We start from the raw sequence: 26549 nt of genomic DNA, 5'->3' as shown, positions 1-26549 counted from the left end.
GACAGGAAAGACAAGGGGGATAACCATGAAGACCTCGGGACGCCGGTCCGGCGCCGTCGTGGGCTGCAGCATGGCCGGGCTGGTGCTGGCCGCATCGAGCCCGTTCCTCCACGCCGCCGATGACGCGGCTTTCGACGGCAGCGTCGATTCGCTCAGGCAGCGGATCGAGGAACAGAGCCGCCAGATCGAATCGCTGCAGCAGGATCTGGCGCGCCAGCAGGCAGTGCTGCACGACATGCGGCGTGCGCTGGACATCAGCGGCATCAGCGGCCGAGGCCCTGCCGCCGCCCCCGCCACGGCCGCCGTGCCCGCAACGGTCGCGACACCGCCGGCACCGAGCACGCCCGCACAACAGGTCGCCCAGGCGCCGGCGCAGCGTCCCGTCGGCGAGGCGCCGACCCGCACCGACACTCGACCGCCGCCGGTCGCACCGATCTTCGAGCAGCCGGGCGTACTGACGCCACGGGGAACGTGGATCCTCGAGCCTTCGCTGCAGTATGCGTACTCATCGAGCAATCGCATTGCCCTGATCGGCTACACGATCATCCCCGCGCTGCTGATCGGCCTGATCGACGTCCGGGAGGTCAAAAGCAATTCACTGACCGCGGCGCTGACCGTGCGGCGCGGCATCACGAACCGCTTCGAACTCGAGGCGAAAATTCCGTACGTCTATCGCTGGGATTCGAGCGTGAGCCGGGAAGTCGCCGTAGGAAGCGCCAATCCCGAAGTATTCGACACGGACGGGAACGACATCGGCGACATCGAGCTGACCGGCCGGTACCAGCTCAACGACGGCGGGGCCGACCGGCCGTACTACATCGCCTCGCTGCGCTTCAAGTCGCGCACCGGCACGGATCCGTTCGAAGTCGAAATCGACCGAACGATCCGATCGACGACGGGGGGAGTGGGTCTCCAGACCGAAATTCCGACCGGCTCGGGTTTCTACTCGCTCCAGCCGGGCCTGACGGTGCTGATTCCTTCCGACCCCGTGGTCTTTTTCGGCGGTGTCAGCTATCAGTACAGCTTCAAGCGTGACAACGTGAAGCAGAAGACGAACGAGGGCGACATCGAGCTCGGCGAAGTCCAGCCGGGCGGCGCTTTCGGTTTCAACTTCGGCATGGGTCTCGCCCTGAACGAGCGCTCGTCGTTCAGCATCGGCTACGATCACCTGTCGGTCGGAAAGGTCAAGCAGAACGGCGAGACCGCCGCGACTTCAGTACGCGTTCAGCTCGGCACCCTGCTGCTCGGCTACTCCTACCGCATGGCACCGAACCGGACGTTGAACCTGTCGGTCGGCGCCGGTCTCACCGAGGACACGCCGGACCTGCAACTGACCTTGCGGATGCCGATCACGCTGTAAAACACGGTCGCCGGCGCGGGGTCCGCAATGAACCGCTGTTGCCGGCGAGTTCCTCCGTGACACCCGATACAGTCGTTTACCGCAGCAGCGAACTGTTCAACGCATTCCTCAACGACTCCCCGAGCCGATGGGCTCGCAGCATATCCATGCTGTTGGCCTGCGCGTTGATCGTCGTGACCGTCTGAATCTTCTGGTTGTCCAAGCTGTTCTGGATCACGGTCGCGAAAGAGCCGGAGGCGAGCACGGCCGGATCGAAGCTGTTGTTCGCGCCGATCTGGATCACGCCGACGCTGGTGCCGACGGGCAGCGCCTGCGTGCCCGCCACACCCCCGGCCAGCTGGCTCAGGTCCGCGACGTTCAACGTCGTCGTGCTCGACAGCACGCCGTTGATGAGGACCACGCGCTCGATGCCGAACGAAAGCATCAGTCCGCCCGGCGTCTCGAAGCCGCCGCGCAGGCCGCCGAGCGTGTCGTCATCGACCAGCAGACCGGAGAACAGCATCTTCTCGCCCTCGGGTCGACCACCTTGCAGGAGAGCCTGAGGCACCGGTTCCAGGTCGTGATCGTGGTCACCGCGCTCCGCTACGGTTGCTACAGTTGACGGCGCGGGCGACGGGAACGGTTCGCCGAGCGCGGCGAGCGGCTCGGGCTGGTACGAATCCGGTGTCGACACGGCAAAAGACGTCGCGGCCGCAGCATCGGGAAGCCTTTCGTCGGCGCCGTCCGCGATCGGAGCCGGCGCGGACCCCGGCAGCGCACCCTCTTCGGGGCCTCCAGGCGGAACATCGAGCGACAGGACGTATTCGGCCAGGAGCCGCGATATCGTTCCCGGCCGACTTGCGTCGTCCGAGGTCGCAGCGAGCGCGTCGAGCACCCCGGGGTGTGGCCGGCAGCCGATCCCTTCGGCATCCAGCGGCCAGTCGGCGAGCGCGAGGAGTTCGGCGGGCGGCATGTCGCCGGCACACAGTGCGGGAAAGAAGCCCTCGACCACGTCATCCGTCGCATGCGCATGCTCCAGCAACCGGAGCGGAATTTCCGGGATTCCGGCACCTACGGCAAGCATCGCCATGAGCCCGGCCACGCGTTTGTTCCGCAAAGTGATCATCGAAGAGACTCAAAAATCCATCGGCCCGCGGCGCAGCAGCAGGACGTCCGTTGCATTGCCGCCGATCCCCTGCCCAATCGGCGCCGGGGGCCGGACGCGCCAGTCCTCGTCGCGGTCGAAGCGGGCACGCTCGGGCTGGTCGTTGATGACGAGCAGGATGCCGTTGGTCCAGAAGCGTTCGAAGTCGGCGCGATCGAGCACGCGGGTGCCCATTGCCGGGTCGCCGATGACGACCCGCTTCGCGCGCAGGCCCTTGACCACGACGAAATGCGCATAGCCGTTTTCCCTGATCAGCGCGATCGCCGGGACACGTGCCGCGGAAAGCTGGTCGAGCGACGCACGCACGCCTTCGGCACGAAAACCGCTGCCGTCGAGATAGAGTTTCATGTCGAGCATCGAAAATCCCTCGCGCCGGATCTTCGCCTGGTCGCCGCGCTCGTACATGTGCCTGAACACCTCGACTTCGTCGACCTTGCGGTCGTAATGATGCGTGAGCAGCGTTGCGACCGCTGCGGAGCCGCAACTGAAGTCGTATTGCTGACGCAGCGTCGACACGAAGCGCGCCCCTTTCAGGCTCGTCACGGGCACTGCATAACTGCTCCCGGACGGCCCCAGAATCCTCGCCGAATCGGACTGCGCCGCCGCAGACTGGCACATCGACGCACCGAGCAAGGCGATGAAAACAAGCGGGCGGATTTTCATGGCAGCCTCGTCATTTCACCTCGAGGTTGAGGATCACCGCGTTCTGTATCATGACCCCGTTGCCGCTGTTCTGGACCACGGTTCCCATCATGTTCGCATTGGCGAATGCGCCTTCGGTGATCAGGTTGTGTCCGGTGACGGCCTCCGACACCGAAATCTCGCTCATCGAACCGACCGCGCGAATCTCGCTGATGTGCGTGTCGGCGCCGCCGCGTTGACCCGAAAGCGCCGCGTCATCCACCGTGGCTCCGCCGATCAGCCTCTGCGCCGGGCGCTGCAGCGCGAAGGATTCCGCATCCCCGAGCATCACGACGTCGTCGGCATGCACGAGGCGCGTGCCGCCGGCCAGGAGGGCCAGCGCGATACCGAGAGTCAGCAGGGGCAGTACCTGTCTCATGGCTTCACTCCTCGACTGCAAAGGTGAAGCCGGGGGAAGCTTCTCCCCCGGCTCGATCGTGCTGCTTACTGCACCGTCAGGTTGGCCTGAACGTTTGCGCTTTGCTGCACGAGTGCACCAATGCCGCTGTTCAGCGAGGTCATCGAGATGCCCGCCGAGTTGGCCAGGCTGCCGCCGCCGACGGTGTTGGACATGTTGAAGGCGCCTGCATCGGCATACGCCGTACCGCCCGCACCGCCCGCAGCGCCGGCGCCGCCCGCACCCGCACCGCCGGTCCCGGCACCCGCAGTGTTCGTGCCGCCGTCACCGCCGTTGCCAGCCGTGTTGGTGCCGCCGTTGCCGCCGTTGCCGCCGTTACCCGCAGTGCCGTTACCGGCGGTCGCAGCGCCGCTGGTCGCCGTGCCGCCGTTGCCGCCGTTGCCCGCCGTGTTGGTGGCCGTGCCGCCTGCCCCGCCGGTCCCGCTACCGCCAGTGCCGGTTCCATTCGCGTCGCCCGAAGTGCCCGCACCTCCGGCCAAGCCGCCCTCTCCGCCGGGGACACCCGAGCCACCGCTCGAACCGTTCGAGGCGCTCCCCGAGCCGCCACCATCGCTGCCGTCGCCACCGTCTCCGTTGGCGCTATAAGCACTTCCGCCAGTCGACCCGGTGGCGCCGTTCGCAGTGCCACTGGCGGCGGCCCCACCGGCGCCGTCCCCGCCATTGCTGCCCATGCCGCCTTCCCCACCTGCGGCTGCTCCGCCGGCACCGCCCGCGCCGTTGGCATTCCCGCCGATCCCGTCGCCGCCGTTGCCCGTTCCGCCGGCCGCCCCATTACCGCCGTATGCGCTGCCATGGTTCGTCGCGACGTTGCCGATGTTGCTCACGGAAACGCCGGTGACCGTGCCGCTGAGCGATGCCGACGCGGTTACGTAGGTCTGGTTGAAGGCGTTGGTGAACGTAGCGGTCGAGGTCGAGCCGTTGTTCGCCGCGGCCGTGCCATAGCCCTCGGCGCGCGCCGTTCCGTCATTGTTGCGATTGTCGCCGGCGCTCTTGTCGTTGTTCTGATCCGAGTTGTTCGAGTTGTCGGAATTGTCGGTGAGCGAGTTGTCCGAGTTGTCCGAGTTGTCGGAGTTGTCGGAGTTGTCGGTCGCCGAATTGTTCGAGTTGTCCGAATTGTCCGAATTATCTGAATTGTTCGAGTTGTCGGAGTTGTTCGAACTGTCGGCGAAGCTGCTGTTGTCCTGCGTTGCATTCGAATATTCGTTCGCCTGCGGGCTGGTGTCGCCGCCCTGCGTCGCTGTGGCCGTTGCGGTTTGCGTGTTGTCGTCGGTAGTGTCCGTGACCGTATTCACCGGATTCGCCCAAGCTTGCCCGGCAAGACCAAAGGCAAGTCCGATCGCGGCTGAAATCAATGTTTTTCTCATTGCACTTCCCCTTCGAGAGCCAGGGCCAGCCCCATGCCAGGCCCGGTGCGGACACTGCGCAAGAGCTGTGCCATCGATGTGCAGACAAGCCAAATAGCTGATTGAACGTGAATTTTTTTGTCGCAGCGGCATCGGTCCCGGCGAAACGCCAGCCTGACTGTTCAATGGTTGTACAACTCGACCGGCGCAAAACCCGGCGCTTTCGCCCGATTCAGAGCCAAGCCCTTGTACGGCCGGGTTTTTTGCGCCAGCCTGGGCGATAACGAAGTGTTTCGTTCGTGAAACACTTCGCGCCGCGATCGCGGTGCCCGAAGCAGGGGGACGCGCCCGCGAGCCCCTTCCGGCGCACATGCTTCGCACTCACGAGTCATCGAAGAGGTTCTTCGCTAAACCGGCGCCGACTGTCGTAATCTTCCTGTCCGTAGCTGCCCTCGTTCATTCGTCGAGTCGTATCTTCGACCTCGCGCCCCGGACGGACCGGTGCCGAGAGCATTCATTCCACTCTTTCATGGAGCCCGATTATGTCGAACTGGTATTCCGACAACGCCTTGTCGATCGGCAAGACGCCGCTAGTCAAACTGAATCGCGTCACCGACGGCGCCGCGGCGACTGTCCTTGCGAAAATCGAAGGCCGCAACCCCGCCTATTCGGTGAAGTGCCGTATCGGCGCCGCGATGATCTGGGACGCCGAGCAACGCGGCCTGCTCGGTCCCGGCAAGGAAATAGTCGAGCCGACGAGCGGCAACACCGGCATCGCGCTGGCGTTCGTCGCCGCCGCGCGCGGCCTCCCGATCACGCTGACGATGCCCGAGACGATGAGCGTCGAGCGTCGCAAGCTCCTCGTCGCATACGGGGCGAAACTGGTGCTGACCGAAGGTGCCAAGGGCATGAACGGCGCGATCGCGAAAGCCGAGGAAATCGCCGCATCCGACCCGGGTCGCTACGTGCTGCTGCAACAGTTCAACAACCCCGCCAATCCGGCGATCCACGCGTCGACGACGGGCCCGGAGATCTGGAACGACACCGACGGCAACGTCGATATCTTCATTTCCGGCGTCGGTACCGGCGGGACGATCACGGGCGTGTCGCGTTACTTCAAGGAGACGCGCGGCAAGGCGATCGTTTCGGTCGCCGTCGAACCGGAAGCCAGCCCGGTGCTGACGCAAACGCGCGCCGGAGAACCGCTCAAACCGGGGCCGCACAAGATCCAGGGACTCGGCGCCGGCTTCGTGCCGAAAGTGCTCGACCTGTCGCTGATCGATGCCGTCGAGACGGTCAGCAACGAAGACGCGGTTCTCTACGCACGCCGGCTCGCGCGCGAGGAAGGCATCCTGTCCGGCATCTCGTGCGGCGCCGCGGTGGCGGTAGCGGCGCGCATCGCCCAGCGCCCGGAGAACGCCGGCAAGACGATCGTCGTGGTGCTGCCGGACTCGGGCGAGCGCTACCTCAGCTCGATCCTGTTCGAAGGCCTTTTCGACGCTTCGGGCGTCGCGATCTGAACGCTCCGGCCCGACCGCCTTTGCCGGGAACACGGGTGAATGGCGGCGGTCGACTGCCGGAACCGCGCGATGGTGCCCCGTCCCGAGGCCGTCAGACGAGGCCCGGCGCGGGCCGCGCGCAAGCTTTCGGCGACCGGCGATTCATAGCACAATGAATCTTCGAGCAACTCCTCCCCGCAGCCATCCCATGAATCCTCTGCTCCGCGTACGCGCCGAAGGCCAGCAGGTCTGGCTCGACAATCTTTCCCGCACGCTTCTCAACGAAGGGCACCTCGCCCGGCTGATCGCCGCGGACGGCCTTGCCGGCGTCACGACCAATCCGGCGATCTTCCACAAGGCGATCGCGGGCGGGCGCTACTACGAAGAAGATCTCGCCCGTCTCAAAGACGAAGCGCTCGACGCCGAAACCCGCTACGAGCGGCTCGTGATCCCGGACGTGCAGCGCGCCTGCGACCTGCTGCGCCCGGTGTTCGACGAGAGCCGCGGCAATGCCGGCTACGTGAGTCTCGAAGTTTCCCCGGCGCTCGCGCATGATTCGGCGCGGACCGTCGCCGCCGGGCTGCGGCTGAAGGACGCAGTCGGGCGCGACAACGTGCTGATCAAGGTTCCCGCGACCCCCGCCGGCCTCGAAGCCATCGAGCAGCTGACCGGACACGGAGTGAGCGTGAACGTCACGCTGATGTTCTCGCTGGCGCATGTCGACGCGGTTGCCGAAGCCTACTTGCGTGGACTCGCGGCCTGGCAGCAGGCGGGAGGCGATGTCGGGCGCGTGATGTCGGTCGCGAGCCTGTTTCTGAGCCGCGTGGACACGCTGCTCGACAAGCAGCTCGACGAGATCGGCAGCGACGCGGCACTCGCGCTGCGCGGAAAATCCGCGGTCGCGATGGCGAAGCTCGCGTACCAGCGTTATCGCGAACGCTTCCACGGTGCCGCGTTCGCCAGCCTGCGCAACGCCGGCGCGCGGCCGCAATTCATGCTTTGGGCGAGCACCGGGACGAAGAACCCGATTTACAGCGACCTCATGTACGTCGAACCGCTGATCGGACCGGAGACGGTCAACACGCTGCCCGACGCGACGCTCGCCGCGCTGCGCGACCACGGCACGGTCGCCCGCACGCTGGAGCGGGATGTGGAGGCGGCGCGGGCGCAGTTCGCTGCACTGGAAAGGCGCGGCATCGACATGACGGCGGTGGGAAAGCGCCTGCAGGACGAAGGACTGCGTCAGTTCGAAGAAGCCTTTGCCGGACTTCTCGAGCTCACTGCCTGAGCTTCGGGCGGCGGCCGTTCGCCCCGGCTTCTGGCCGCCCCGCTTTCGGTACTTCGCCGAGCGCCCGCAGCCGCTCGCATTGCAACTGGAGCAGTTCCAGCCGCTCCGTCATCATCGCGCCCAGCAGTCGGGTGGCCCGCATCGGGCTGCCGGCGCTCGCCCGGATGCAGTCGATCCTGCCCTGAAGCGCCCGTAGCCGGCCGCGTTCGGCCGCCGGATGGGCTGCGATGAACTGTTCGATGGCTTCGGAGCGAGCGCGAAAGAACGCTTGCGGATCCCGCTTCGCGAGACTGCTCCAGTACCCGAAATCGAAGCCGGCCATGACGCCCCTCCCCGCGGCACGGCGACGGCCATGCACATTTCATCGTAGGCAGCAGGAGGGGGTGACGCAAGCGCAGCGGCGTAGCGCCTGCGCGTGTGGCCGCGCGGGCGACAAACGGGCCCCGCTCAGGCCGCGGCGTGCTGCGGGGTCAGCGCCAGACGGGCCATGCCGCGGAAATCCCCGGAACCGCCAAGCAGTTCCTTCATGTCGAGGATCAGCACGATCTGGCCGTTCGAAAGCGTCGTCACGCCGGCGACACCTTTCGGCCTGAAATCGTCGAGCGACTTGATGACCGCGTCTTCGCGGCCGGCGAAGCTGTCGATCGCGAGGATGAAAGACAGTTCCGCAGCCTGCATGAGCACGCCGTAGCCGGGCGGGCGTTCGAGCGGCCAGCCCAGCATGCCGGCCAACGGCAGGATCGGCAGCACTTCTCCGCGCACCACCATCGTCGCGCGCCCGCCCACTTCCTGGACTTCGCGCATGTCGATCGGCAGGATTTCCCTGACCATCGACAACGGCACCGCGAACGGCTGCTCGCCCAGCCGCACCAGCAGGACCGGCAGGATCGCCAGCGTCAGCGGCAGGCTGATGACGAACGTCGTGCCTTTGCCGAGCTGCGACTTGATCTCGATGCTGCCGTTGAGCTTCTGGATGTTCGTCCGCACGACGTCCATCCCGACTCCGCGCCCCGAAACGTCGGACACCTGCGACGCCATCGAGAATCCGGGCAGGAACACCAGGTTGAAACTCTGGCGCTCGTCCATCGCGTTCGATTCCTCATCGGTGATGAGCCCCTTCTCCAGTGCCTTCGCGCGCAGTCGCTCGGGGTTCATGCCGCGCCCGTCGTCGGCGACGAGCAGGATGATGTGATCGCCCTCCTGGCGCGCTTCGAGCCGCACCACCGACTTTTCCGGCTTGCCGTTGGCGATGCGTTCAGCCGGATCCTCGACGCCATGGTCGACGGCGTTGCGGATCAGATGGATGATCGGATCGGCCAAATCCTCGATCATCGTCTTGTCGATTTCGGTTTCCTCGCCGTCGAGCAGCAGTTCGACGTCCTTGCCCAGGTTCCGCGCAAGATCGCGCGCGATTCGCGGATATTTCTGGAACAGCCGGCCGACCGGCTGCATGCGGGTTTTCATCACCGCGTTCTGCAGGTCCGAGACGAGCAGGTCGAGCTGGCTGACTGCGAGGTCGAGCGAATGCAGCGTCTCGGTGTCGTTGCGCCCGCTCAGGATGTCGCTGCGTAGCGCGTTGAGTCGGTTTTTCGTCAGGCCGATCTCCCCCGACAGGTTGAGCACCTGGTCGAGCCGGGTGGTGTCGACGCGAATCGAGTTGTCGCGCTGCCTCTCGATGTCGCGCCGCCCGGCCAGCGCTGCGGCAGCATCAGGCTTGTCGTTCCCGCGCCGTCCGATCGCGGCCTGGATGACTTCCTCCGGCGGCCGGGCCGGCTGCGCGGGAACGGTCACCGCCTGCTTGACTGCCGCCGCCATACGAGCCGGCGAGCCGGTGAGCGCGCCGTGCAGCGCTTCCCAGTCCGGCTCCCCGCGCTGCAGGACGTCCGCCCGCTCCGCAGGCACCGGCTCGACAGCGGGCCCCCGCGGCGTCGCCGCCGAAAGCTCTCCTGCGATCGCCTGCTTCAAGCGCGCAATCAGCTCCGGCTCCGCGGGAGCGGGCCGGGTGTTATGTTCGAGGTGCGAAAACATCGTCCGCACGGTTCCCGTGGCTTCGAGGATCACGTCCATGACTTCGGGCGTGACCTGCACCGCAGCAGTGCGAAGATTGTCGAACAGGTTCTCGGTCAGGTGGCACAGCGTCACCAGTTCGGCAGCATTGAGGAAACCGGCTCCGCCCTTGATCGTGTGAAAGCCGCGGAATATCTCATTGAGCAAGCCGCGGTCGTCGGGTGCGCGCTCCAGATCGACGAGCTTGTTATCGACGCCGGACAGCAAGTCCCCGGCCTCGATCAGGAAATCCTGCAGGAGATCTTCCATTCCCGCGAAGTCACTCATGACGTTCTCGCATTATCGTTGCAGACTGCCGGGACGAAAAAGCCGCGGCGCGGCCTGTCGCCGCATCAAACGGCGGTTGCCCGCCGTCCCCTTTGATGTTCAGAAGCCGAGGCTGTCGAGCAGATCGTCGACCTGCTCCTGGGTCGTCACGACGTCGTCGCGCCCCGCGGAACTGATCACCGGGCCGTTGAGGAGATTGCCGTGCCGGTCGCCCCGCATCTGTGGCGGCGTCACCTCGAGCAACACCTGGAGCAGTTCGGTTTCGAGTTTCTGCGCAAGATCGACGACCTTCTTGATGACCTGCCCGGTCAGGTCCTGGAAATCCTGGGCCATCATGATTTCCATCAGCTGTTCGTTCGTCGCCCGGCTGCTCCTGACGACTTCGCCGAGAAAATCCCGCGTGCTGCCCGACAGCGCCTTGAACTCGTCGACCGACAGTTCGTTCGCGAACAGCCGGTCCCACTGCGCCTCGAGGTTTCGCGCATCGGCGTGCATCCGGTTCTGGATCGGCTGTGCGATGTCGGTCGCGTTCAACACCCGGCTTGCCGCCTGTTCGGTCATTTGCGCGATATAGCTGAGCCGCTCGCGGGCGTCCGGGATCGCCTGCACGGCGTCCTGGAGCAGGCCGTCCGAACCGAGCCCGCGCAGCGTGTTGTGCACCTGACGCGTCATCTGTCCAATCCGCGTAAACACGGCATCACAGCTGTGTTCGGGAAGTGCAGACGACGAGTGGATTTTTTCTACGGACGACTCGCAGCTGGCGGCAGCATCGAACTGCGCGGCGACCGCATCGAACAGGGACTGCAGTTCGTCGTCGTCACCGCTCGATCCGCCGGGATCGGCAACGACCTTGAACTCCGATTTCGCCGGACCGGATGCGATGCTGTCGAACAAGGCTTGCAGATCGTCAGAATCACCGGTCTCGTCGAGCTTCAGCTTTTTCGCCATTATCGGATTCCCTATTCGTTCAGCCGGCGCCATTCAGGCAACCGCTTTCTTGCCAATTTTTTCGAAGATCTTTTCGAGCTTTTCCGCCATCGTCGCCGCGGTGAACGGTTTCACGATGTAGCCGCTCGCACCTGCCTGTGCCGCCGCGATGATGTTTTCCTTTTTCGCTTCGGCGGTGACCATCAGCACCGGCAGGTGCCGCAGGTGGGGCGTCTGCCGGATCGTCTGCAGCAGCGTCAGACCATCCATGTTGGGCATGTTCCAGTCGGTGACGACGAAGTCGAACGACGAACTGTTGAGCTTCTGCAGCGCGACCGCACCGTCCTCGGCCTCGTCCACGTTCGTGAATCCGAGTTCCTTCAGGAGGTTGCGCACGATGCGGCGCATCGTCGAAAAATCGTCGACGACGAGAAATTTCATCTTGGGGTCGGACATCCTGTTCTCCGTATTCGTCTCGCAGCCGGCCCTGCCTAGTGCCCCTTCGACAACAGCGGGCGCAGCGTATCGGCCAGCGCGTCAGCGTCGAATTTTGCCACGTATGCATCGACGCCTACCTGTTTTCCCATAGCACGATTCGCTTCCGACGATAACGACGAATGCATGACGACGGGAATGCCGTTGAAGCGCGGATCGGCCTTGATGTTGCGCGTCAGCACATAGCCGTCCATCTCCGGCATTTCGGCATCGACCAGGATGAGATCGAGTTCTTCCCCGACTTGGCGCCCGCACTGCTGCGCGTGGCCCGCGATGCCCTGCAGTCGCGTCCAGGCTTCGAGCCCGTTAATCGCATGCTTGTGCTTGACGCCGAGCTTGTCGAGCACCTCGGCGATCTTGCGCCGCGCCACCCCCGAGTCGTCGACGAAGAAAATGTCGTATTCGTGGCCGCCGGCGATCGGCGCGATGTTCCCGACCACTGCGTCGCCGAACGTCGTCGCCAGCACCGTCTCGACGTCGACGATCGAAACGAGCTTGCCATCGGGCAACTCGGTGATCGCGGTGATGTAGCTTTGCACATTGCTCGAAATGTTGTCCGGCGCCCGGACCTTGTCCCATTCGACACGAATGATGCGATCCACGCTGTCGACGAGGAACCCGAGCGTGCGCTTGCTGTATTCGGTCACCATCATCGATCCGCCGAGCGGCGCGCCGGGCTGGGCAAGGCCGAGGATCTTCGCCAGCGACAGGACCGGGATCACGTTGCCTCGCAGCGAGATCAGCCCTTCGACGCCAATGGGCATGTTCGGCGTGCGCGTGATGAAAGGCGCGGTGCACACTTCGCGCACCTTGAATACGTTGATGCCGAAGGTTTCGCCGGTTCCGAGCGAAAACAGCAGGATTTCCATGCGGTTCGAACCGGCGAGGTTGGTGCGCCCATCGACGACGTTCAGCAGGCCGCTCTCGTCGGAATTGAAGCTCGACATATCGGTGCTCCCTCTCAGCATGCCCGCGACGAGGCGTTGCTCTCGACCAGCAGGCGACGCAGTGTCTGGGCGAGGCGCCGGGGTTCGAATTTGGCGACGTATTCATCCACCCCGACGGACTTCCCGAGCTGCTGGTTGGACATTCCGGACAACGACGAATGCATGAGAACCGGGATGCCGTCGAAGCGCGAATCGGATTTGATCATCTTGGTCAGGATGTAGCCGTCCATTTCGGGCATTTCGACATCGGTCAGCACGAGACCGACCAGTTCCCTGACCTTGCGTCCCGTCGCTTCGGCATGCAGCGCGATCTTCTGCAGTTCCTGCCATGCCGCCCGGCCGTTGATCGATCCGACATAGGGCACTCCGAGCGCTTCGAGCGTGCGTTCGATCTGCTTGCGCGCGACCGACGAGTCGTCGGCGAAATAGACTGTCTGCGCCGCGTCCTCGAGCGGTTCGATGCCGCGGAACAACAACGGATCGTCCTGGGTCGTCGTTTCCGACAGCACTTTCTCGACGTCGAGCATCATCACGAGCCGCTCACCGGGCAACTCGGTGACGGCGGTCACCAGGCCGCCGAGGTTCGCGGTCAGCATGTCCGGCGGAACCCGCATCTGCGCCCAGTCGAGCCGCAGGATCGTATCGACGGCCTCGACGAGGAAACCCTGGGTGTGGCCGTTGTATTCGGTCACGATCATGATGTCGCGCCGCGCCTCGGCACCTATGCCGGCATATCGCGCGAGATCGACGACGGGCACCAGTACGCCGCGCAGGCTCACCATCCCTTCGACCGACGCCGGCATCTCGGGCGCGGCGGTGATGACCGGCGTGCGCATGACTTCCCGCACCTTGAACACGTTAATGCCGAAAGTCTCCCGGCGGCCGGTGCGCGCGTCGGCCCCCAGCGTGAACAGCAGGATCTCCAGCTTGTTCGTGCCGGCGAGCCGTGTGCGCGCCTCGATATTCCTGAATAGTTCGGACATTTGGCTCTCCGCAAGATGCCGGTATATGTTCCGGCAACGGGTTCGTGCCGCAGGGTTGGGAGGGATAACGTCAATGGCGGCCGATTCTTGAGGGCGGGCGCACCGGGTTTATTGCTGCGCCGTGTTCAGCGGCGCGATGTGACCAGACGGCTGCGGCAATTCCGCCTTGCCCGCGCCGCCTGCCGAAGCGGGGCGCCGTTCCACGACGAACACCCGCTCGGGCGCTCACCCGGCCCGGCCTCCCACGACCAGCCCGGCGCGCTGCAGGACGTGCAGCGCGATGGCGTCGAGCGGGACGATTTCGCGTGCGGCGCCGATACTTGCCGCCTCCCGCGGCATGCCGTACACAACGCACGAATCGTGATCCTGCGCGATCGTCCACGCCCCCGCGCGGCGCATCTGCAACAACCCCTGCGCACCGTCCTTGCCCATCCCCGTCAGCAGGACGCCGATCGCCGCGGTCCCGATTTCGGCCGCTGCCGAGCGGAACAGCACGTCCACCGAAGGACGGTGGCGATTGACGGCTTCGCCCCGCGACAGCGCGCACTGCAAGCTGCCAGCGGTGCGCCGGATCGCGAGATGGGAATGGCCCGGCGACAGGTACACGTTTCCTGCCAGCACCGGCTCGCCGTCCTCGGCCTCTTTCACGGTCGGCGCGCACAGTCCGTCGAGCCGGCGGGCGAATGAAGGGGTGAAGGTTTCCGGCATGTGCTGCACGATCAGGATCGGCGGCGAGCGTTCAGGCAAGCCGACGAGGATCTTCTTGATGGCTTCGGTGCCCCCCGTCGAAGCCCCGATGAAGACGATGCGCGCCGCAGGAGCGCGCAGCGCCACGCCGCCTTCAGGCGGGACTTGCATCGACGCACTGATAGACCGTACGGCCCATCGAGCGGAAGAGATCGACCGCGTGCAGGAAGCTCTCCGAGTGGCCCGCGAAGAGTGCTCCATCCTTGCGCAGCAAAGGCACGAAGCGCTTGAGGACCGCGTACTGCGTCGGCTTGTCGAAATAGATCATGACGTTGCGGCAAAAAATCGCGTCGAGCGGCCCCTGCACGAGCCAGTTCGGTTCGAGCAGGTTGATGCGGCGGAAACTCAGCAGGCGCTGCAACTCCGGGCGCACCTCCAGTTCGCCGGGCCCGCCGGCCGGGCGGACGAAATAGCGCCGCAACCGCTCCGCCGACAGTCGTTCGAGGCGATCCTGTCGATACCGCCCGCGCTGCGCCTGGGCGAGCACGCTGGTATCGATGTCGCTTGCAAGGATTTGCACCGGAGGGGTCAGCGTGTCGAACGCCTCGCATGCGGTGATCGCAAGCGAATACGGCTCCTCGCCGGTCGAAGCGGCGTTGCACCAGATCCGGATCGTGCGCTTTTCCGCGATGCCGCGCAGCCGCTGGGCAAGCAGGTCGAAATGGTGCGGCTCGCGGAAGAACGACGTGAGGTTCGTCGTCAGCGAATTGACGAAGACTTCCCACTCCGTGCGATCGCGCTCGAGCCGGACGAGGTACTCCGCGAAAGTCCGGTCGCCGCACGCGCGCAGGCGCCGGGCGAGGCGGCTGTACACCATGTCCTGCTTGGCGGACGACAGCGCGATGCCGGCGTAGCGGTGGATCAGCGCTCGGATGCGGTCGAAATCCGTCGTCGTGAACAGGAATTCGCGGTCGCGCATGCCGGCGTCGATGGGTTCAGGGTTGCCGGGCGGCACGCGCACCTCCGGGCATCGCGGCGGCCGCCCCGATATCGCGGCGGAGCTTCTCGTCGTCGACGGGCGTCGCCGCGCCGACGTCGAGCGAACCGCGCTGCGCCCGTACTGCCTCTTCGGTCTTCCGGTTCATGACGACGATGCTGATGCGACGGTTGGCCGGATCGAACAGGTCGTCCTCCTTCAGCGGCACCGTCTCGGCGAGGCCGACGACGCGGATCACTTTCCCCGGCTCAAGCCCGCCGGCGATCAGTTCCCGGCGCGACGCGTTCGCACGGTTGCTCGACAGCTCCCAGTTCGAGAAGCCGCGCTCGCCGCCGGCGTATTTCGCGGCGTCGGTATGGCCGGAGAGGCTGAGCCGGTTCTGCACGTCATTGAGCGCCCGCCCGATCGCCCGCAACAGGTCACGGGTGTAGGGCTGCAGCGCATCGCTCGCAGTGTCGAACATCGGCCGGTTCTGTTCGTCGACGAGCTGGATGCGCAGCCCTTCGGACGTGATGTCCATCAGGATCTGGTCGCGAAAGCTGCGCAGCTTCGGGTCGGCCTCGACGATCGCCTCGATGCGGCCTTTCAGGTCGATCAGCCGCGCCCGCTCGCGCATCGCTTCCGCCCCTTCGTTATCACCCTCCAGTCGCTGGGTCTCGCGTCCCTTCGCCGCATCGAGGTTGATCGAACGGCGCTCGTCGACATCGCCGCGCTTGAGCTGTCCGAGCGAACGGGAGAGATCCTGGCCGCCGCCCTTGATGACGCTGGAGCTGTCGCCCGATCCGCTTCCGCCCTGCATCGCGATTTTCAGCGGATTCCGGAAATGATCGGCGATCCCCTCGAGGTCGCCCTGCGCGGTCGAGCCGAGGAGCCACATCAGCAGGAAAAAAGCCATCATCGCAGTGACGAAGTCGGCGTACGCGATCTTCCAGGCCCCGCCGTGCGCTCCCGCCGCGACCTTGTTGATGCGCCTGACGACGATCGGCTGCTGGGTGTCGTCGCTCACGGCCGGGCGCCTCCAGGTCGCGCAGAGGCCGGGCGAGGCACGAAGCGCGGCAAGCTCGTCATCGCAGCTCTCAGCCCTTGCGGTTCTTGATGTCCTGCTCGAGTTCGGCGAAGCCCGGACGCTCCGTCGAATGCAGCACCTTGCGCCCGAACTCGATCGCCACCTGCGGCGCGTAGCCGTTCATGCTCGCCAGCAGCACCACCTTGATGCACTCGAAGACTTTCCCGCTCTCTTCGACGCGCTGTTCCAGCTGGCTCGCGATGGGCTGGACGAAACCATAGGAAATGAGGATGCCGAGGAACGTGCCGACCAGCGCGCCGCCGATCATCTTGCCCAGCACTGCCGGCGGCTGGCCGACCGAACCCATGACGTTCACCACGCCCATCACCGCGACGACGATACCGAACGCGGGGAGCGCATCGCCGACTTTCGCCACGACATGCGGCGCCGTATGCGCTTCCTGGTGATGGGTGTCGATTTCCTTGTCCATCAAGCTCTCGAGCTCGAACGCGTTGAGGTTTCCGCCGACCATCATGCGCAGATAATCGGTGAGGAACTCGATCGCGTGATGGTTCGCCATCACGCTCGGATACTTCGTGAAGATCGGGCTCGATTCGGCATTGTCGACATCGTTCTCGATCGACATCAGCCCTTCCTTGCGCACTTTCGCGAGCACCTCGTACAACAGGCCCAGCAGGTCCATGTACATCGCCTTGTTGTACGGCGAGCCCTTCAGGATCCCCGGCAGCGCCGCCAGCGTCGCCTTCAGCGCCTTGCTGCCGTTGCCGGCGACGAACCCGCCGATCATCAGGCCGACGATCGCGAGGTATTCGAGCGGCACCCACAGGGCCATGAGGCTGCCGTGAAACGAGTAGGTCCCGATCGACGCGAGAAGGATGATCACATAGCCAACGATCAAGAACACCGGGAAACCTCTGTCGATTCATATACGAAGACGCCCCCGCGCTTCGTAGAAATACTGGCCACTGTAACGACTCCGGCACGCCGGACTTGAGCGCCGAAAAACGAAAAGGCCGCCTGCGGGCGCGGCGGCCTCGAGCACGGCGATTCGTCCCTCAGTTCGCTTCGGCGAACGCCGCCTTGGCGGCCCGCTTGGTCTTTCCGGCCCGCGAAGGCATGTTGCACAGGCCGCATACGAAGTGGTGGGTCGGATCATAAGCATGGGCGACGAAGCGCCCGCTGCAGCTCGTGCAGGGGGCGAGCTGCAGCAGGTCGGCGTCGAAGAACCGCACCAGCGTCCAGGCGCGCGTCAGGCTGAGCACCGGCTCCATCGCTTCGGCCTCGACGTGGTCGAGGTACAGATGGTAGGCCTTGATGATCGGATCGAGCCCGTCGAGGCCGGCTTTGTCGTGAAAGAAACTGAAGAAAGCCATGAACAGCGAGGCATGCATGTTCGGCTGCCAAGTCATGAACCAGTCGGTCGAGAACGGCAGCATCCCCTTCGGCGGCGACATGCCGCGCACTTCCTTGTAGATTTTCAGAAGACGCTCGCGACTCAACTTCGTCTCGGCTTCCAGCATCTGCATGCGGGCGCCGAGGCGGACCATTTCCGCTGCGCGCTGGATGTCTTCGGCTTCGCCGATGATGCTCTTGTTCTTCACTCTGCTCTCCTGCAGTGGGGCTATCCGGCCAGGTCCTGCACGGGCTTGCCGGCAGCGATGATCGCGGCGTGCAGGCTGGAAGTCGCCGCATCCCGCCCGTTGCCGGCAATCAGGCCCGCCAGCATCGCATTGTCGAAACGGAAACCCGGCAGCACCATCTGGCTGCTCGCCATTTTCACCAGCCTGGCAGTGGACAATCCCTCGATAAGCTCGGCAACGCCATGGCCGATACCGAGTCGCAGCATCGCGGTTTCCCGGTCGGCGCGCAGCATCTGTTGCGCCAGCATCATGTAAGCGAGGTTGAGTTCCTGGATCTCGGGCTGGAAATCTTGGCGTTTCATCGCTTGGCCATTACCGTGAATAGGGTAGCTGAAATTAGAGTCAATTGTTAGCAATTGCAAGCGAGATCCACGGCCGCAGCGGCAGGATTGCACACTTCACGAACTATCTGTTGTATCGACGCCACGGCCGTGCGAACGGCTCTCCCGCATGCTGGGCGAATGCGTTTTGCGCAGGGCCGGCGGGCCGTTTTGCGACCTCCGCCACCGAGGCGCCGGCGTTCCGGGCTAGAATCCAGCGACCCCCAGCCTTCAGCCACTGCCATGAAGTTCTGCTCGAACTGCGGCGCGACCGTCGAGTTGCGCATTCCTCCCGGAGATTCGCTGCCGCGCCATATGTGTGCGACCTGCGGCAGCATTCATTACGTCAATCCGAAGATCGTCGTCGGCGCGATCCCGGAATGGGAAGATCGCGTCCTGCTGTGCCGGCGCGCGATCGAACCGCGCCACGGCTTCTGGACGCTGCCGGCGGGGTTCATGGAAAACGCCGAGACAACGGCGCAGGCCGCCGCGCGCGAGACGCTCGAGGAGGCGTGTGCGCGGATCGAGGTCGGCGAAATGTTCACGCTGATCAACGTCCCGCACATCAGCCAGGTCCACATCGTCTATCGGGCGCGCCTGATCGACCTGGATTTCGCGCCCGGCGAGGAATCGCTGGAGGTCGGATTGTTTGCGGAACATGAAATCCCGTGGAACGAGATCGCGTTCCGGTCGATCGCGCTGACGTTGCAGCATTATTTCGACGACCGGCGCCGCGGCACTTTCCGCTTCCGCACCAGCGATCTCGCCCCGCCCCCGCCAGTCGGCACTGCCTGAACCACTGCGGCCGCCGCCGATCGAATGACAAAAGGCCGGCCGATACTGCCGGTTCGCATCATCGGTCCGACAGGATCGTGCCGGCGCCCCCTGTGCCGGCAGAACAGCAGCGCAGGAGGTATCGTGCCGACAGCGGCTCATGACAAAGTAATCGAATCCGAACGACGACCGGGCCAGCCGCGGGCAAGGCTCCCTGTCGTGCAACACCCCTGGATCCTCACGCTCGACAGCCGCGGCCTGCCGCACCGCTGGATAAGCTGGCAGGCGGCGTGCCACTACTATGCTCTCGACATGGTCGCGTGGGTCGTCGGAAACCGGCAGTTCCGCTTTGTCGGGGGAATCTGTCGCGCGACCGGGCTGCGTTCCGAAATCACGGCGAACAGCATCATCGCGATCAAGGGACGCCACTTCCGTCCCGACAGCCACAGCCAGGTTCCGCCGCTGAACAACCGCGAACTGTTTCACCGCGACCGTCACATCTGCGCCTATTGCGGCGACCGCTACTCGGGCCACATCCTGACGCGCGAGCACATCGTCCCGGTTTCGCAGGGCGGGCGCGACGTGTGGATGAACGTCGTGACCTCGTGCCGGCCCTGCAACCAGCGCAAGAGCGGGCGCACCCCGGAACAGGCGCGGATGCCGTTGCTGTATGCGCCGTACGTGCCGAACAAGGCCGAATACCTGATCCTGTGCAATCGCCAGATCCTCGCCGACCAAATGGATTTCCTCGCCCGCCACCTGCCGCACCAGAGCCGGCTGCACGTTCCCTGAAAGTGAGCGCACCGTTCCAGCATCTCCCAGCCGGCTTCCTCGAGCCGGCGCGTTCCTGCCCGTCGGAATATGCTGACGGAGGCGGGCAATGAGCGGATTGAGGGCAATCCGCGGCGAGATCGTGCACTTCCTCGGCGACCCGGCGGACCTCGGCGCCGCCGCGCTGGCGCACTTTCCGGACGGGTTGCTGATCGTGCGCGACGGCCTCGTCGCCGAACTCGGCCCCGCCCCCGACCTGCTGCCCCGGCTGCCGGCCGGCACGACCATCGACGACTACCGTGGCAAGCTGGTCCTGCCCGGCTTCATCGACACGCACATCCACTATGCGCAGACCGACATCGTCGCCAGCTACGGCGAACAGGTGCTCGCGTGGCTCGAGAAATATACCTACCCGACCGAAAGGCGTTTCGCCGATCCGGCCCACGCGGCCGCGGTCGCGGAGTTCTTCTGCGACGAGCTGCTGAGGAACGGCACGACGACTGCGATGGCGTTTGCGACCGTGCATCCGGCGTCCGTAGACGCGCTGTTCGCCGCGGCGCGCAAACGGCACATGCGGATGATCGCCGGCAAAGTGCTGATGGATCGCAACTGCCCGGACTTCCTGGGCGACCCGACGGACCGCGGCGAGGCGGAATCGAAAGCGCTGATCGAGCGCTGGCACGGCCGCGACCGCCTGCTGTACGCAGTGACGCCGCGTTTCGCCCCGACTTCGACGCCGGCGCAGATGGCGCTCGCCGGACGCCTCTTCGCCGATCATCCCGGCATCTATCTGCAGTCTCACTTGGCCGAGAACGAGCGCGAGGTGGCGTGGGTCGCGAAGCTCTACCCGGAAGCGCGCAGCTACCTCGATGTGTATGAACGCTACGGCCAGCTCGGCGCGCGCAGCGTGTTCGCGCACTGCGTGTGGATCGACGACACCGATCGCGGCCGCATGGCCGCCACGGGAGCGGCGGTCAGCTTCTGCCCGACCTCGAACCTGTTCCTCGGGTCGGGCCTGTTCGATCTCGATCGGGCGCAGGCTGCCGGCGTGCGGGTCGGGCTCGGCACCGACGTTGGCGGCGGGACCAGCTTCTCGATGCTGCAGACGCTCAACGAAGCCTACAAAGTGCAGCAACTCCGGGGACAGCGGCTGCCGGTCGAGCGCGGCTTCTACCTCGCGACCCGCGGCGGGGCGCGCAGTCTGTATCTCGACGACCGCATCGGCAGTTTCGACACCGGCCGCGAAGCCGACCTCGTGGTGTTGGACCCGGCCGCGACGCCGTTGCTCGCCCGGCGCACGGCCGTCGCGACGACTCTCGCCGAGCGGCTGTTCGCGCTGATGCTGCTCGGCGACGACCGCGCCGTCGCGGCGACCCACATCCTCGGCGAACCTGCCTGGCGTCGGCCCTGCTGACCGGTGCGGAGCGCACTTCAGGTGCGAAGTTCGGCGCGATCGCGAAACTGCTCGAGCGCGTCCGGGTTCGCGAGCGCCTCGATGTTCTTCACCGGCTGCCGATGCACGACGTTGCGCACTGCGAGCTCGACGAGCTTGCCGCTCTTCGTGCGCGGGATGTCCGCGACCTGGACGATCTTCGCCGGCACGTGGCGCGGCGTCGCATTGTCGCGGATCGCCTGGCGGATGCGCGCGACGAGCGCGTCGTCGAGCACGACGCCTTCGGCGAGCCTGACGAACAGCACGACACGCACATCGGTCGGCGCTTCGGGCGGCCAGTCCTGGCCAATGACGATCGATTCGAGCACCTCCGGCAGCTTCTCGACCTGGCGGTAGATTTCAGCCGTGCCGATGCGCACGCCGCCAGGGTTCAGCGTCGCATCCGAGCGACCATGGATGATCAGGCCACCGTGCGCGGTGATCTCGCAGAAGTCGCCGTGACACCACACGCCCGGAAAACGCTCGAAATACGCGGCGCGGTACTTCGCCCCGTCCGGGTCGTTCCAGAAGCCGATCGGCATGCTCGGGAACGGCTTGCGGCAGACGAGCTCGCCTTTCTCGCCGACCACCGGGCGGCCGTCGTCGTCCCACACCTCGACCGCGAGGCCGAGGCCGATGCACTGGATCTCGCCGCGCCACACCGGCAGCGTCGGGTTGCCGAGCACGAAGCACGAGATGATGTCGGTGCCGCCGGAGATCGACGCCAGCTGCATGTCGGGCTTGATTGCGTCATAAACGAAGTCGAAGCTTTGCGGCGCGAGCGGACTGCCGGTCGACAGCACTGCGCGCAGCGCGGAAAGGTCGTGGGACTGCCTCGGGCGCACGTCGCCTTTCGCCAGCGTCTCGATGTATTTCGCCGACGTGCCGAAATGCGTGAAGCGCTCGGCCTGCGCGTAATCCCACAGGATGCGGCCCTCGTCTACGAAAGGATTGCCGTCGTACAGCATCAGCGTCGCGCCGCACGCCAGGCCCGAGACGAGCCAGTTCCACATCATCCAGCCGCAGGTCGTGAAGTAGAACAGGCGGTCGCTTTCGCGCACGTCGGTGTGCAGCTTGTGTTCCTTCAGGTGCTGCAGCAAGGTCCCGCCGGCGCCGTGAACGATGCATTTGGGCACGCCGGTCGTGCCGGACGAATACATCACGTACAGCGGATGGTTGAACGGCAGGCGGACGTACTGCGGTTCGGTCGCCGCGAGGTGCGGCGCGACGAAGTCGTCATACGACACCGCGCCGGGCACGCCCGAAAGATCGAGCGCGACCCCGGCAGCGAGATACGGCACGACGACGAGCCGCGCGACGCTCGGCAGCTGCGGCGCCAGCTCGGCGAGCTTCGGGCGCACGTCGATCGCCTTGCCGCCGTACCAGTACCCGTCGCACGCGATCAACAGCTTCGGCTCGGTCTGGCCGAAGCGGTCGAGCACGCCCTGCACGCCGAAGTCGGGCGACGCGCTCGTGAACACCGCGCCGATCGACGACGCCGCGAGCATCGCGATGAGCGTCTCGGGCATGTTCGGCATGAACGCGGCGACGCGGTCGCCCTCCTTGATGCCGAGCGCGCGCAACGCGGCCGCGAAGCGGGCGACCTCGATGCGCAGTTCGGCGCGCGTCATGCGCCGCTCGAGCCGGTCCTCGCCGCGGAACACGAGTGCCTGCGGGTTCGCGGACTCGCGCAGCAGGTTCTCGGCAAAGTTCAGCCGCGCATCGGGAAACCAGGTCGCGCCGGGCATCCGTTCCGCGTCGATCAGGCCGCGCTCGCCCTGCTCGCCGATGACACCGCCGAAGTCCCAGACTTCGCGCCAGAACGCGGCCGGCGAATGGATCGACCAGGCATGCAGCGCAGCGTAATCGACAAGCGGCAGGCCGGTGGTGCGGCGCGCGCGTTCGGTGAAAGCGGCCATTCCCGTCGCCGCGATCTGTTCGGGCCGCGGCGACCACAGCGGGCGGTCGCCGGATTCGTTGTTCGTCATCTCTTTTCCGTCTCCTCGTTCAGAACGGACCGCTCGCCTGCGCGACCGGTTGCGGTGCCACGCCCTGCTCGATCGCCGCGCGCTGCTGCGCCGCGAGCGCCCGTTGAAATCCGTCGCGCGCCTGCAGCCGCTGCCAGTACGCGAGCGTCGCCGGCTTGAAACGCTCCCGGAGCCCGACGTCATCGGCGAGCAGCAGCGCGTAGCCGACCGACACATCGGCTGCGGTGAAGCGGCCGGCGCACAGATATTCCTGATGCGCGAGCAGCGGCTCGAGCGTGCGCAGCCGCGACAGGAACCATCGTGTATAGTCTTCGGCCGCCTGCGGCAGCCGGCGTTCCGGCGGCTCGAAGCGGCTGTAGCGCAGGATCAGCGCCAGCGGGAATGTCAGCGTCGCCTCGCCGAAATGCAGGAAGTTCAGATACGCGCCGAACGCCGACTCGTCGGCGGCGACGTCGAGTTGCCGCGGCGAATGGCGCGCGGCGAGGTACTGGCAGATCGCCGCCGATTCAGTCATGCGCGTGTCCCCGTCGAAGAACGCCGGGATCGTGCCGAGGGGATTGACTTCGAGATACGGCTCGGCCTCTTGTCGTGGCGGAAACGGCAGCACCTTCAGCTCGTACGGCAGCCCGAGCTCTTCGAGCATCCACAACGGGCGGAACGAACGTGCGCTGAGGCAATGGTAGAGGGTCATCGTCATCGTGTGCGGCGCTCCGGTACGGGTCGTAGGAATCGGGCGGCAGCGACGCGCCGCCAGTTGCAATCGCCAATCCAATCTAACCGTTCACTCTGAGCGCGTCGAAGGGCGCTGCCAAGGCTTCGACAAGCTCAGCCCGAACGGTATTTGGCTGCCGGGTTAATAGTCTGCCGCGCGGCCTGCGCGCAACGCGCGTGAAACGCGCGAGGCCGGCTCGCGCCCGAGCAGGCTGCTGATCCATGCTCCGGTGTCGACGAGCCGGTCGAGATTAACACCGCTGTCGATGCCGAGTCCGTTCAGCAGCCAGACGACGTCCTCGGTCGCGACGTTGCCGGAGGCGCCTTTCGCGTACGGGCAGCCACCCAGGCCCGCGACCGACGCATCGAACACCGCCAGCCCAAGTTCGAGCGACGCGTAGATATTCGCGATCGCCATGCCGTAGGTGTCGTGATAGTGGCCTGCGAGCCGCGCGACCGGCACACGGCGCATCGCGGCTTCGAGCATGCGCTGCGTCCTCGCCGGCGTGCCGGTGCCGATCGTGTCGCCAAGGCTCACTTCGTGGCACCCCATTTCGAACAGCGTGCCGGCGACGAGCGCGACCGCTTCCGGCCGGATTTCGCCTTCGTAGGGGCAGTCGAGCACGCACGACACGTAGCCGCGCACCTTCACGCCCGCGGCCTTCGCCGCGCCGATCACCGGCTCGAAGCGCGCGAGCGATTCGGCGATCGAGCAGTTGATGTTCTTCTGGCTGAAAGACTCCGACGCCGCGCCGAACACCGCGACCTCGTCGGCGCCGGCGGCGAGCGCCGCTTCGAAGCCTTTGAGATTCGGCGTCAGCACCGGGTAGGCGACGCCCGGCCGGCGCTCGATCCGTGCCATGACTTCGACGTTGTCCGCCATCTGCGGCACCCATTTCGGCGACACGAACGACGTCGCCTCGATCGCTTTCAGGCCGGCGTCGGCGAGGCGCGCGATCAGTTCGACTTTGGTGTCCGTCGCGACGACCTGCTTCTCGTTCTGCAGGCCGTCACGCGGCCCGACTTCGACGATCTTTACGGTGTTCGGCAGCTTCATCCTCGTCCCCTGTCCTCTTCGTCAAGCGGTCTTCGCCTCGTCGAGCCCGAGCTCGCGCTTCATCTGCTCGCGGATCTGGAACTTCTGGATCTTGCCGGTCACCGTCATCGGGAACGCGTCGACGAACTTGATGTAGCGCGGCACCTTGTGATGCGCGATCTGGCCCTGGCAGAACGCTCTGACTTCGTCGGCGGAAAGCGCTTCGCCGTCGCGCACGATGATCCACGCGCACAGCTCCTCGCCGTACTTCGCGTCCGGCACGCCGACGACCTGCACGTCGAGGATCTTCGGGTGGCGATAGAGGAACTCCTCGATCTCGCGCGGATACAGGTTCTCGCCGCCGCGGATCACCATGTCCTTGATGCGGCCGACGATGTTGCAGTAGCCCTCGTCGTCGATCGTCGCGAGGTCGCCGGTGTGCATCCAGCCGGCGGCGTCGATCGCATCGCGCGTCCTGTCGACGTCGTTCCAGTAGCCGAGCATCACCGAGTAGCCGCGCGTGCACAATTCCCCCGCGACACCACGCGGCACGATGCGTCCGTCGTTGTCGACGATCTTGACCTCGAGATGCGGCTGGACGCGGCCGACCGTCGACACGCGCCGCTCGACCGGATCGCCAGTGCCGCTCTGGAAGCTCACCGGCGATGTCTCGGTCATGCCGTACGCGATCGTCACTTCGCGCATGTTCATCCTGTCGATGACGCGCTTCATGACTTCGATCGGGCACGGGCTGCCCGCCATGATGCCGGTCCTGAGGCGCGTGAGGTCGAAGTCGGCAAAGCGCGGGTGGTCGAGCATCGCGATGAACATCGTCGGCACGCCGTACGCGGCGGTGCAGCGCTCCTCGGCGAGCGTCTCGAGCACTGCGAGCGGCTCGAACGCTTCGCACGGATAGACCATCGTCGCGCCGTGCGTCACGCAGCCGAGGTTGCCCATGACCATGCCGAAGCAGTGGTAAAGCGGCACCGGGATGCACAGCCGGTCGCCTTCGACGAGGCGGATCGCTTCGGCGACAAAAAAACCGTTGTTGAGGATGTTGTGGTGCGACAGCGTCGCGCCTTTCGGCTGGCCGGTGGTGCCGGACGTAAACTGGATGTTGATCGGGTCGTCGAACTGCAGCGTTTCACCACGCACCGCGAGCTCGACGAGCTCGTCGCGCGACGGCGTCGCGAGCAGGTCGTCGAAGTTCAGCATCCCGGCGCTCTTCTCCGCGCCCATGCGGATGACCCAGTTCAGCGACGGCAGCCGCGCGGCTTCGAGGGCGCCCGGCTCGCAATTGGCAAGCTCCGGCGCGAGGTCGGCGAGCATCGCGAGGTAGTCGCTGCCCTTGAACGACGGCGACAGCACCAGCGCGCGGCAACCGACTTTGTTCACCGCGTATTCGAGCTCGCTGCGGCGGTACGCAGGGTTGATATTGACGAGCACGAGGCCGGCTTTCGCGGTCGCGAACTGCGTCAGCGCCCATTCGAGATTGTTCTGCGACCAGATGCCGACGCGATCCCCCGCCGCGAGCCCGAGGCGCATCAGCGCGCACGCGAGCGCATCGACTTTCAGCTTCAGCTCGGCATAAGTCAGCCGCACGTTCTGGTGGCGCACGACGAGCGCCTCGCGCTGCGCGTGGCGCTGGCACGCCTCGTCGAAAAAACGTCCGATCGTCTGGCCGATCAGCGTTTTGCCGGATGCGCCGTGGACGTAGCTCAACTGCGTCATGTGTCTCCCCTCTCCA

Annotated in this window: 26 protein-coding genes; 6 read left to right on the top strand and 20 right to left on the bottom strand. The window is 65.7% G+C overall.

Features of this window, described 5'->3' with window-relative positions; genetic code table 11:
- Positions 1–25: 25 nt before the first annotated feature.
- A complete protein-coding gene (locus GO608_RS07990) occupies positions 26–1360 on the top strand; it encodes an acetate kinase (RefSeq protein WP_169197479.1) in 1335 nt (444 codons plus the stop codon).
- Between the two features lie 76 nt (positions 1361–1436).
- Here the strand turns inward: GO608_RS07990 and GO608_RS07985 are convergent, their stop codons facing one another.
- The 4 genes from GO608_RS07985 to GO608_RS07970 form a co-directional block, all read right to left on the bottom strand.
- A complete protein-coding gene (locus GO608_RS07985; protein WP_169197480.1) occupies positions 1437–2441 on the bottom strand; it encodes a hypothetical protein in 1005 nt (334 codons plus the stop codon).
- A 33-nt stretch (positions 2442–2474) separates the two neighbouring features.
- On the bottom strand, positions 2475–3167 hold the full coding sequence (locus tag GO608_RS07980; RefSeq protein ID WP_169197481.1) for a C39 family peptidase: 693 nt from the start codon (positions 3165–3167) through the stop codon (positions 2475–2477).
- Between the two features lie 10 nt (positions 3168–3177).
- Entirely contained in the window at positions 3178–3564 is a 387-nt protein-coding gene (locus GO608_RS07975) for a hypothetical protein (RefSeq protein ID WP_169197482.1), read from the bottom strand.
- Between the two features lie 65 nt (positions 3565–3629).
- Positions 3630–4967: a hypothetical protein gene (locus GO608_RS07970; protein ID WP_169197483.1), complete on the bottom strand. Its 1338-nt coding sequence runs from the start codon at positions 4965–4967 to the stop codon at positions 3630–3632.
- A gap of 521 nt (positions 4968–5488) precedes the next feature.
- On the opposite strand from GO608_RS07970, the gene cysK reads away from it, so the two are divergent.
- Together cysK and tal are read left to right on the top strand one after the other, a co-directional pair.
- Entirely contained in the window at positions 5489–6466 is a 978-nt protein-coding gene (gene cysK, locus GO608_RS07965) for a cysteine synthase A (protein ID WP_169197484.1), read from the top strand.
- Positions 6467–6653: 187 nt separating this feature from the next.
- Positions 6654–7733: a transaldolase gene (tal, locus tag GO608_RS07960; RefSeq protein WP_169197485.1), complete on the top strand. Its 1080-nt coding sequence runs from the start codon at positions 6654–6656 to the stop codon at positions 7731–7733.
- On the opposite strand, the gene GO608_RS07955 is transcribed toward tal, so the two are convergent.
- The 12 genes from GO608_RS07955 to flhD form a co-directional block, all read right to left on the bottom strand.
- On the bottom strand, positions 7723–8055 hold the full coding sequence (locus GO608_RS07955) for a DUF3135 domain-containing protein (protein WP_169197486.1): 333 nt from the start codon (positions 8053–8055) through the stop codon (positions 7723–7725). The genes tal and GO608_RS07955 overlap by 11 nt on opposite strands.
- Positions 8056–8180: 125 nt before the next feature.
- Positions 8181–10067 carry a chemotaxis protein CheA gene (locus tag GO608_RS07950; RefSeq protein WP_211159247.1) on the bottom strand — a complete coding sequence of 629 codons (1887 nt, stop codon included), beginning with the start codon at positions 10065–10067 and terminating at the stop codon, positions 8181–8183.
- Between the two features lie 99 nt (positions 10068–10166).
- On the bottom strand, positions 10167–11015 hold the full coding sequence (gene cheZ, locus GO608_RS07945) for a protein phosphatase CheZ (protein ID WP_169197487.1): 849 nt from the start codon (positions 11013–11015) through the stop codon (positions 10167–10169).
- Between the two features lie 33 nt (positions 11016–11048).
- Positions 11049–11450, bottom strand: coding sequence for a chemotaxis response regulator CheY (gene cheY, locus GO608_RS07940; RefSeq protein ID WP_169197488.1), 402 nt, complete (start codon positions 11448–11450; stop codon positions 11049–11051).
- 35 nt (positions 11451–11485) lie between these two features.
- Entirely contained in the window at positions 11486–12436 is a 951-nt protein-coding gene (locus GO608_RS07935; protein ID WP_169197489.1) for a chemotaxis protein, read from the bottom strand.
- A 14-nt stretch (positions 12437–12450) separates the two neighbouring features.
- Complete coding sequence (locus tag GO608_RS07930; RefSeq protein ID WP_169197490.1) at positions 12451–13419, bottom strand: chemotaxis protein; 969 nt, start codon at positions 13417–13419, stop codon at positions 12451–12453.
- 225 nt (positions 13420–13644) lie between these two features.
- The gene (locus GO608_RS07925) at positions 13645–14277 is read right to left on the bottom strand and encodes a chemotaxis protein CheB (RefSeq protein WP_247002945.1); all 633 of its coding nucleotides are present in this window, start codon (positions 14275–14277) and stop codon (positions 13645–13647) included.
- Positions 14261–15085 carry a CheR family methyltransferase gene (locus tag GO608_RS07920; protein WP_169197528.1) on the bottom strand — a complete coding sequence of 275 codons (825 nt, stop codon included), beginning with the start codon at positions 15083–15085 and terminating at the stop codon, positions 14261–14263. The genes GO608_RS07925 and GO608_RS07920 overlap by 17 nt, the downstream gene beginning before the upstream one ends.
- 16 nt (positions 15086–15101) lie before the next feature.
- Entirely contained in the window at positions 15102–16109 is a 1008-nt protein-coding gene (motB, locus tag GO608_RS07915) for a flagellar motor protein MotB (RefSeq protein WP_169197492.1), read from the bottom strand.
- Between the two features lie 70 nt (positions 16110–16179).
- A complete protein-coding gene (motA, locus tag GO608_RS07910; protein WP_169197493.1) occupies positions 16180–17034 on the bottom strand; it encodes a flagellar motor stator protein MotA in 855 nt (284 codons plus the stop codon).
- Positions 17035–17185: 151 nt separating this feature from the next.
- Positions 17186–17731 carry a flagellar transcriptional regulator FlhC gene (flhC, locus tag GO608_RS07905; RefSeq protein WP_169197494.1) on the bottom strand — a complete coding sequence of 182 codons (546 nt, stop codon included), beginning with the start codon at positions 17729–17731 and terminating at the stop codon, positions 17186–17188.
- 20 nt (positions 17732–17751) lie between these two features.
- Positions 17752–18072 carry a flagellar transcriptional regulator FlhD gene (flhD, locus tag GO608_RS07900; RefSeq protein WP_169197495.1) on the bottom strand — a complete coding sequence of 107 codons (321 nt, stop codon included), beginning with the start codon at positions 18070–18072 and terminating at the stop codon, positions 17752–17754.
- 261 nt (positions 18073–18333) lie between these two features.
- On the opposite strand from flhD, the gene GO608_RS07895 reads away from it, so the two are divergent.
- The 3 genes from GO608_RS07895 (at position 18334) to guaD (ending at position 21049) form a co-directional block, all read left to right on the top strand.
- Positions 18334–18885, top strand: coding sequence for an NUDIX hydrolase (locus tag GO608_RS07895; protein ID WP_169197496.1), 552 nt, complete (start codon positions 18334–18336; stop codon positions 18883–18885).
- Between the two features lie 198 nt (positions 18886–19083).
- Entirely contained in the window at positions 19084–19656 is a 573-nt protein-coding gene (locus GO608_RS07890; RefSeq protein ID WP_247002943.1) for an HNH endonuclease, read from the top strand.
- Between the two features lie 88 nt (positions 19657–19744).
- Positions 19745–21049 (top strand): guanine deaminase, encoded by a 1305-nt coding sequence (gene guaD / locus GO608_RS07885; RefSeq protein WP_169197498.1) that lies wholly within the window; start codon positions 19745–19747, stop codon positions 21047–21049.
- A gap of 17 nt (positions 21050–21066) precedes the next feature.
- Here guaD and GO608_RS07880 read toward each other — a convergent pair whose 3' ends face one another.
- The 4 genes from GO608_RS07880 to GO608_RS07865 all read right to left on the bottom strand — a co-directional run bounded on the left by GO608_RS07880 (position 21067) and on the right by GO608_RS07865 (position 26533).
- On the bottom strand, positions 21067–23055 hold the full coding sequence (locus GO608_RS07880; RefSeq protein ID WP_169197499.1) for an acetoacetate--CoA ligase: 1989 nt from the start codon (positions 23053–23055) through the stop codon (positions 21067–21069).
- 19 nt (positions 23056–23074) lie between these two features.
- Entirely contained in the window at positions 23075–23752 is a 678-nt protein-coding gene (locus GO608_RS07875) for a glutathione S-transferase family protein (RefSeq protein ID WP_169197500.1), read from the bottom strand.
- Positions 23753–23908: 156 nt separating this feature from the next.
- Positions 23909–24823 carry a hydroxymethylglutaryl-CoA lyase gene (locus tag GO608_RS07870; protein WP_169197501.1) on the bottom strand — a complete coding sequence of 305 codons (915 nt, stop codon included), beginning with the start codon at positions 24821–24823 and terminating at the stop codon, positions 23909–23911.
- 21 nt (positions 24824–24844) lie between these two features.
- On the bottom strand, positions 24845–26533 hold the full coding sequence (locus tag GO608_RS07865) for an AMP-binding protein (protein ID WP_169197502.1): 1689 nt from the start codon (positions 26531–26533) through the stop codon (positions 24845–24847).
- Positions 26534–26549 lie beyond the last annotated feature (16 nt).

Origin of the sequence: Aromatoleum buckelii, assembly GCF_012910785.2 — a bacterium.
GTDB classification, from domain to species: domain Bacteria; phylum Pseudomonadota; class Gammaproteobacteria; order Burkholderiales; family Rhodocyclaceae; genus Aromatoleum; species Aromatoleum buckelii.
The sequence above is the reverse complement of the archived record's forward strand: the minus strand, read 5'-3'. Positions and strand labels throughout refer to the sequence as shown.

What these genes read in the sequence shown, in the direction of transcription:
- GO608_RS07925 (WP_247002945.1), bottom strand. Translation starts at nt 14,277, where the DNA reads ATGCAAGTCCCGCCTGAAGGCGGCGTGGCGCTGCGCGCTCCTGCGGCG.
- cheZ (WP_169197487.1), bottom strand. Translation starts at nt 11,015, where the DNA reads ATGGCGAAAAAGCTGAAGCTCGACGAGACCGGTGATTCTGACGATCTG.
- flhD (WP_169197495.1), bottom strand. Translation starts at nt 18,072, where the DNA reads ATGAAACGCCAAGATTTCCAGCCCGAGATCCAGGAACTCAACCTCGCT.
- GO608_RS07875 (WP_169197500.1), bottom strand. Translation starts at nt 23,752, where the DNA reads ATGACGATGACCCTCTACCATTGCCTCAGCGCACGTTCGTTCCGCCCG.
- GO608_RS07865 (WP_169197502.1), bottom strand. Translation starts at nt 26,533, where the DNA reads ATGACGCAGTTGAGCTACGTCCACGGCGCATCCGGCAAAACGCTGATC.
- GO608_RS07955 (WP_169197486.1), bottom strand. Translation starts at nt 8,055, where the DNA reads ATGGCCGGCTTCGATTTCGGGTACTGGAGCAGTCTCGCGAAGCGGGAT.
- GO608_RS07920 (WP_169197528.1), bottom strand. Translation starts at nt 15,085, where the DNA reads ATGCGCGACCGCGAATTCCTGTTCACGACGACGGATTTCGACCGCATC.
- GO608_RS07930 (WP_169197490.1), bottom strand. Translation starts at nt 13,419, where the DNA reads ATGTCCGAACTATTCAGGAATATCGAGGCGCGCACACGGCTCGCCGGC.
- GO608_RS07880 (WP_169197499.1), bottom strand. Translation starts at nt 23,055, where the DNA reads ATGACGAACAACGAATCCGGCGACCGCCCGCTGTGGTCGCCGCGGCCC.
- cheY (WP_169197488.1), bottom strand. Translation starts at nt 11,450, where the DNA reads ATGTCCGACCCCAAGATGAAATTTCTCGTCGTCGACGATTTTTCGACG.
- GO608_RS07970 (WP_169197483.1), bottom strand. Translation starts at nt 4,967, where the DNA reads ATGAGAAAAACATTGATTTCAGCCGCGATCGGACTTGCCTTTGGTCTT.
- GO608_RS07990 (WP_169197479.1), top strand. Translation starts at nt 26, where the DNA reads ATGAAGACCTCGGGACGCCGGTCCGGCGCCGTCGTGGGCTGCAGCATG.
- tal (WP_169197485.1), top strand. Translation starts at nt 6,654, where the DNA reads ATGAATCCTCTGCTCCGCGTACGCGCCGAAGGCCAGCAGGTCTGGCTC.
- GO608_RS07975 (WP_169197482.1), bottom strand. Translation starts at nt 3,564, where the DNA reads ATGAGACAGGTACTGCCCCTGCTGACTCTCGGTATCGCGCTGGCCCTC.
- guaD (WP_169197498.1), top strand. Translation starts at nt 19,745, where the DNA reads ATGAGCGGATTGAGGGCAATCCGCGGCGAGATCGTGCACTTCCTCGGC.
- cysK (WP_169197484.1), top strand. Translation starts at nt 5,489, where the DNA reads ATGTCGAACTGGTATTCCGACAACGCCTTGTCGATCGGCAAGACGCCG.
- GO608_RS07870 (WP_169197501.1), bottom strand. Translation starts at nt 24,823, where the DNA reads ATGAAGCTGCCGAACACCGTAAAGATCGTCGAAGTCGGGCCGCGTGAC.
- GO608_RS07950 (WP_211159247.1), bottom strand. Translation starts at nt 10,067, where the DNA reads ATGAGTGACTTCGCGGGAATGGAAGATCTCCTGCAGGATTTCCTGATC.
- GO608_RS07935 (WP_169197489.1), bottom strand. Translation starts at nt 12,436, where the DNA reads ATGTCGAGCTTCAATTCCGACGAGAGCGGCCTGCTGAACGTCGTCGAT.
- GO608_RS07895 (WP_169197496.1), top strand. Translation starts at nt 18,334, where the DNA reads ATGAAGTTCTGCTCGAACTGCGGCGCGACCGTCGAGTTGCGCATTCCT.
- GO608_RS07980 (WP_169197481.1), bottom strand. Translation starts at nt 3,167, where the DNA reads ATGAAAATCCGCCCGCTTGTTTTCATCGCCTTGCTCGGTGCGTCGATG.